We start from the raw sequence: 6,113 nt of genomic DNA, 5'->3' as shown, positions 1-6,113 counted from the left end.
AACAAGGAGGGCGAGCCGCGGAAGAACGCCGTGGCCATGCTGGAGAACATCGCCGCCGCCAAGGAGCGGCCGCTGGCCCGCATCCTCACCAGCCTCTCCATCCGCCACGTCGGCCCGGTCGCCGCCGCGGGCTTCGTGCTGGGGGCCGGCTTCTACCGCGCCTTCTCCGGCCCGCACGCCCTCTTCCCGCCCGGCGCCGTCGGCTGGTCGCTGGCCCTGCTCACCGGCGTGATCGTCGGCCACCTGGTGCTGCTCGGCCGGACCCGCTGGTGGGGCGGCACCGGAGCCGGCGCCGCGCTCACCCTCGCCGTCCTGCTGCTCTACGGCTGGGTGCCGGCCGGCCTGGTCAGTCTCACCGTGGTCGTCTTCTCCGGCATGGCCCGCAGACGCAGCAGACGCCAGAACCTGCTGTGCGGCGCCGTCGACATGCTCGGCATCGCCGTGGGGGCGCTGGTGCTCGCCCTGTTCGGCAGGTTCCCCTCCGTCGAGGCCCCGTGGCAGGCGCAGTACTGGACCGGGTCCGTCGCCCCCGAGGTCGCCGCGGTCGCCGTCGCCTACCTGGCCGTGACCCGCGTCCTGCTCTGGTACCTGCAGGCACCCTGCGGCGACAGCCTTCCCGTCCTCACCCGCACCGACGTCACCCGGCAGGGGCTGCTCGCCGCCGCCCTGTTCGGCATCGCCCCGCTGATGTGCGTGGTGGCCTCCGTGCAGCCGATGCTGCTGCCGCTCTTCGCCATCCCGCTGATCGCCCTGGACCGCACCCTGTGGATGGCCCGGGCCCGCGCCGAGGAACAGCTGCGCGACCCGCTCACCGGTCTGCCCAACCGTCAGTGGCTGCTGGAGCGCACCTGGGGCGCCATCGACGACGCCGAACGGCTGGACGCCCGGACCGCCCTGGTCCTGATCGACCTGGACCGCTTCCGCTCGGTCAACGACACGCTCGGCCACATGGCGGGCGACCGCCTGCTGGTGCAGACGGCCGACCGCCTGCGCCGCGCCCTGCCGGACGGGGCCGAGGCCGCCCGGCTCGGCGGAGACGAGTTCGCCGTCCTGCTGCCGCTCACCGACTCCACCACCTCGGCCACCCGGGCCGCCCGCGCCCTGGTGGCCGAGCTGGGCTCCCCGCTCGACCTGGACGGGCTCACCCTGGTCCTGGAGGCCAGCGCCGGCGTGGCGCTCTTCCCCGACCACGCGCCGGACGCCGAGGGGCTGCTGCGCCGGGCCGACGTCGCCATGTACCAGGCCAAGCGGGACCGCACCGGCGTGGAGGCCTACGAGTCCAAGCGGGACTCCAACACCCCCGACCGCCTCGGGCTCCTGGGCGACCTGCGCAGGGCGCTCGACGCCCACGAGGTCGAGCTCCACTACCAGCCCAAGGTGCGCTTCGACGGACAGGTCGCCGGCCTCGAGGCGCTGGTGCGGTGGGTGCACCCCGACCGGGGGAAGGTGCCGCCCGACGAGTTCATCGCCATCGCCGAGTCCTCCGGGCTGATGCCGCACCTCACCGAGTACGTGCTGGAGACCGCCCTCGCCCAGGTCGCCCGGTGGCGGGCGCAGGGCCTGATGGTCCCGGTCGCAGTCAACGTCTCGCCACGCGACGTCCACACCCCCGGGTTCGCCGGGTCCGTGGCCGCGCGGCTGGCCCGGCACGGCGTGCCGACGGGCGCCCTCCAGCTGGAGATCACCGAGCACGTGCTCCTCGAGGACCCGCAGCGGGCCGCGGACACGCTGGCGGCGCTCAGCGGCCACGGAGTCAAGCTGTCGCTGGACGACTTCGGCACCGGCTACTCCTCCCTGGTCCACCTGCGGCGGCTGCCGGTCAGCGAACTGAAGATCGACCGTTCCTTCGTCGCCAGGCTCGCCGTGGACTCCCAGGACGCCGAGATCGTGCGCTGCACGGTCGACCTCGCCCACTCGCTGGACCTGCTGGTCGTCGCCGAGGGCGTGGAGGACGACGAGACCTGGGAGCGCCTGCGGGACCTGGGCTGCGACGCCGTCCAGGGCTGGCTCGTCTCCGCGGCGATGCCGCCCGACGAGACCACCGCGTGGCTCAAGGCCCGCGGCGTCCGACGCTCCCCGGCCGCCCTCGACCCGGGCCGGGGCTGAGGCGGGCGGCCCCGAAACGGCTCCCCGGGGGAAACCGGTGCGTGGTCACGTGGCCGCGAGCCATAGGATTGGGGTCCACACCACAGAACTCTCACCCCAGAGGATCGCTGCATGCCTGGCATCACGCGCGAGGAGGTCGCCCACCTCGCCCGGCTGGCGCGTCTGGAGCTGAAGCCCGAAGAGCTCGACCACTTCGCAGGCCAGCTCGACGACATCATCGGCGCGGTCGCCCGCGTCAGCGAGGTCGCCGACCAAGACGTGCCCCCGACCTCCCACCCGCTCCCGCTGACCAACGTCATGCGCGCGGACGAGGTCCGTCCCTCGCTCACCCCCGAGCAGGCGCTCTCCGGCGCCCCTGCCCAGGAGCAGCAGCGTTTCAAGGTGCCGCAGATCCTGGGTGAGGAGCAGTAGTCATGACCGACATCATCAAGCTCACCGCGGCCGAGACCGCCGAGAAGATCGCCTCCGGCGAACTCACGGCCGTCGAGGTGACCGAGGCCCACCTGGCCCGCATCGAGGCCGTCGACGAGAAGGTCCACGCCTTCCTGCACATCGACCGCGAGGGCGCGCTCGCGCAGGCCCGCGAGGTCGACGCCAAGCGCGAGCGCGGCGAGAGGCTCGGCCCGCTGGCCGGCGTGCCGCTGGCGCTCAAGGACATCTTCACCACCGAGGGCATCCCGACCACCGTCGGCTCCAAGATCCTCGAGGGCTGGATCCCGCCGTACGACGCCACGCTGGTCAAGCGCCTGAAGGCGGCCGACGTCGTCATCCTCGGCAAGACCAACATGGACGAGTTCGCGATGGGCTCCTCCACCGAGAACAGCGCCTACGGCCCGACCGGCAACCCCTGGGACCTGACCCGGATCCCCGGCGGCTCCGGCGGCGGCTCCTCCGCCGCGCTGGCCGCGTACATGGCCCCGCTGGCCATCGGCACCGACACCGGCGGCTCCATCCGCCAGCCGGCCGCCGTCACCGGCACGGTCGGCGTCAAGCCGACCTACGGCGCGGTCTCCCGCTACGGCATGGTGGCCTTCTCGTCCTCCCTGGACCAGGGCGGCCCCTGCGCCCGCACCGTCCTCGACGCGGCCCTGCTGCACGAGGCGATCGCCGGCCACGACCCGATGGACTCCACCTCCATCGACGCCCCGGTCCCGCCGGTCGTCGAGGCCGCGCGCAACGGCTCGGTCGCCGGCATGCGCGTCGGCGTGGTCAAGCAGTTCCGCGGCGAGGGCTACCAGGCCGGCGTGGTGCAGCGGTTCGAGGAGTCGGTCGAGCTGCTGAAGTCGCTCGGCGCCGAGATCGTCGAGCTGGACTGCCCGTCGTTCGACCTCGGCCTCTCCGCGTACTACCTGATCGCGCCCTCCGAGTGCTCGTCCAACCTGGCCCGCTTCGACGGCCTGCGCTACGGCCTGCGGGTCGGCGACGACGGCGGCAACTCGGCGGAGACGGTCACCTCGCTCACCCGCGAGGCAGGCTTCGGCGACGAGGTCAAGCGCCGCATCATGCTCGGCACCTACGCGCTCAGCTCGGGCTACTACGACGCCTACTACGGCAGCGCCCAGAAGGTCCGCACGCTGATCACGCGCGACTTCGAGAAGGCCTTCGAGCAGGTCGACGTGATCGTCTCGCCGACCACGCCGACCACCGCCTTCCCGATCGGCGAGCGCGCCGACGACCCGATGGCGATGTACCTCGCCGACCTGTGCACCATCCCCACCAACCTGGCGGGCAACGCGGCCATGTCGCTGCCCTGCGGACTCGCCCCGGAGGACAACCTCCCGGTCGGTCTGCAGATCATCGCCCCGGCGATGCAGGACGACCGTCTGTACAAGGTCGGAGCGGCCGTCGAGGCCGCCTTCGTGGAAAAGTGGGGGCACCCGCTCCTCGAGGAGGCTCCGTCGCTGTGAACTCGCTGAAGAAGGCCAAGGGCTTCAAGAAGTCCCGCAACGGGACGTACCTGTCCATCGCCACCACCGCCTTCGGTGCCGTGACGGTCGTCAAGCAGATCCGCAGGGCCCGTCAGGAGAGCGACACGCTGCGGCTGCTGGACGCCGCCGTCTCCGGTGTCGCCATCGTGACCGGCATCGCCCTGCTGCTGCGCGACCTGAAGCAGCTGGGCGACGACGACGTCCTGCTGGGCTGAGAGGGAAGTTACACCGTGACCACCACGACCGACCTGGTGTCGTACGAGGACGCGCTGGCGTCCTACGACCCCGTCATGGGCCTCGAGGTCCATGTCGAACTCGGCACCAACACCAAGATGTTCTGCGGCTGTTCGACCGCGCTGGGCGCGGAGCCGAACACCCAGACCTGCCCGATCTGCCTCGGCATGCCCGGCGCCCTCCCGGTCGTCAACGCGACCGGCGTGGAGTCGGCGATCCGGATCGGTCTCGCGCTGAACTGCGAGATCGCCGAGTGGTGCCGCTTCGCCCGGAAGAACTACTTCTATCCGGACATGCCGAAGAACTTCCAGACCTCCCAGTACGACGAGCCGATCGCCTTCAACGGCTACCTCGACGTGCAGCTGGAGGACGGGGAGACCTTCCGCGTCGAGATCGAGCGCGCCCACATGGAGGAGGACACCGGCAAGTCGACGCACGTCGGCGGTGCCACCGGCCGCATCCACGGCGCCTCCCACTCGCTGCTGGACTACAACCGGGCCGGCATCCCGCTGATCGAGATCGTCACCAAGCCCATCGAGGGCGCCGGCGAGCGCGCCCCCGAGGTCGCCCGGGCGTACGTGCGCGAGTTGCGCGAGCTCATCCGTGCCCTCGGGGTGTCCGAGGCCCGCATGGACAAGGGCCAGATGCGCTGCGACGTCAACCTGTCGCTGCGCCCGCACGGCCGGGAGAAGTTCGGCACCCGCAGCGAGACCAAGAACGTCAACTCGCTGCGCTCCGTGGAGCGCGCCGCCCGCTTCGAGATCCAGCGCCACGCGGCGGTGCTGTCCTCGGGCGGCACCATCGTGCAGGAGACCCGCCACTTCCACGAGGACACCGGGTCGACGACCTCGGGCCGCGTGAAGGAGGAGGCGGAGGACTACCGCTACTTCCCCGAGCCGGACCTGGTCCCGGTCGCCCCGTCCCGCGAGTGGGTCGAGGAGATCCGTGCCCAGCTGCCGGAGATGCCGCTGGCCCGCCGCAACCGGCTGCGCGAGGAATGGGGCGTGTCGGCCACCGACATGCAGGCCATCCTCAACGCCGGCGCGCTGGACCTGATCGTCGGGACCATCGACGCCGGCGCCGACGCGGCCTCCGCCCGCAAGTGGTGGATGGGCGAACTGGCCCGCAGCGCCAACGAGGCGGGTGTCGCGCCCGAGCAGCTGGCGATCACCCCCGCCCAGGTGGCGCGGGTGTCCGAGCTGGTCGCCAAGGGCGAGCTCAACGACAAGCTGGCCCGCCAGGTCATCGAGGGCGTGCTGGCCGGCGAGGGCGCGCCGGACGAGGTCGTGGAGAAGCGCGGCCTGAAGGTCGTCTCCGACGAGGGCGCGCTCGGCGCGGCCGTGGACGAGGCGATCGCCGGCAACCCGGGCGTCGCGGACAAGATCCGCGGCGGCAAGGTGGCGGCGGCCGGCGCGCTGGTGGGCGCCGTCATGAAGGCCACCCGTGGCCAGGCCGACGCGGCCCGCGTCAAGGAGCTCATCCTCGAGAAGCTCGGCGTCTCCGAGGGCTGACGCCAGGTCGCGCACGCTGAGGCGCCCCGGACCCGAGCGGTCCGGGGCGCCTTCGTGTGCGGGCGGGGCCGGCGCCCTCAGACCCGCTCCTCCGGGAGCCGCAGGACGCAGAGGAAGGTCAGCGCCATCAGCCCCGCTCCGCACAGCAGCGTGGTGCGGAACCCGTGCGTGGCCGGCAGGAGCAGCGCGAAGAGCGCCGTCCCCGCGCCGGCGGCGAGGCGGCTCACCACGTTGAGCAGGGTGGTTCCCCCGGCCGTCTCCGGCCCGGACAGCCCACGGGTGGCCGCCGTCATCAACGGCATGTTGACCAGCCCCACCCCGACCCCCAGCAGGC

The 6,113-nt window shown here is 72.4% G+C and carries 5 protein-coding genes and 1 pseudogene; 5 read left to right on the top strand and 1 reads right to left on the bottom strand.

Features of this window, described 5'->3' with window-relative positions; genetic code table 11:
* Positions 1 to 36: 36 nt before the first annotated feature.
* From ACOV8S_RS13770 to gatB, 5 genes are all read left to right on the top strand, one after another.
* Positions 37 to 2,106, top strand: coding sequence for a putative bifunctional diguanylate cyclase/phosphodiesterase (locus tag ACOV8S_RS13770; RefSeq protein WP_448318853.1), 2,070 nt, complete (start codon positions 37 to 39; stop codon positions 2,104 to 2,106).
* A 111-nt stretch (positions 2,107 to 2,217) separates the two neighbouring features.
* Positions 2,218 to 2,517: an Asp-tRNA(Asn)/Glu-tRNA(Gln) amidotransferase subunit GatC gene (gene gatC, locus ACOV8S_RS13765; RefSeq protein WP_108954271.1), complete on the top strand. Its 300-nt coding sequence runs from the start codon at positions 2,218 to 2,220 to the stop codon at positions 2,515 to 2,517.
* Positions 2,518 to 2,519: 2 nt separating this feature from the next.
* On the top strand, positions 2,520 to 4,013 hold the full coding sequence (gatA, locus tag ACOV8S_RS13760) for an Asp-tRNA(Asn)/Glu-tRNA(Gln) amidotransferase subunit GatA (RefSeq protein ID WP_448318103.1): 1,494 nt from the start codon (positions 2,520 to 2,522) through the stop codon (positions 4,011 to 4,013).
* Positions 4,010 to 4,249 carry a hypothetical protein gene (locus ACOV8S_RS13755; protein ID WP_108954269.1) on the top strand — a complete coding sequence of 80 codons (240 nt, stop codon included), beginning with the start codon at positions 4,010 to 4,012 and terminating at the stop codon, positions 4,247 to 4,249. Before gatA ends, ACOV8S_RS13755 begins: the two co-directional genes overlap by 4 nt.
* Positions 4,250 to 4,264: 15 nt before the next feature.
* Complete coding sequence (gene gatB, locus ACOV8S_RS13750) at positions 4,265 to 5,779, top strand: Asp-tRNA(Asn)/Glu-tRNA(Gln) amidotransferase subunit GatB (RefSeq protein ID WP_448318102.1); 1,515 nt, start codon at positions 4,265 to 4,267, stop codon at positions 5,777 to 5,779.
* Positions 5,780 to 5,856: 77 nt separating this feature from the next.
* Here gatB and ACOV8S_RS13745 read toward each other — a convergent pair.
* A pseudogene (locus ACOV8S_RS13745) lies at positions 5,857 to 6,113 on the bottom strand (MFS transporter); the annotation flags it as partial.

It is taken from the genome of Streptomyces sp. CO7, assembly GCF_053474865.1.
This window is presented reverse-complemented; position numbering and strand designations above follow the sequence as displayed.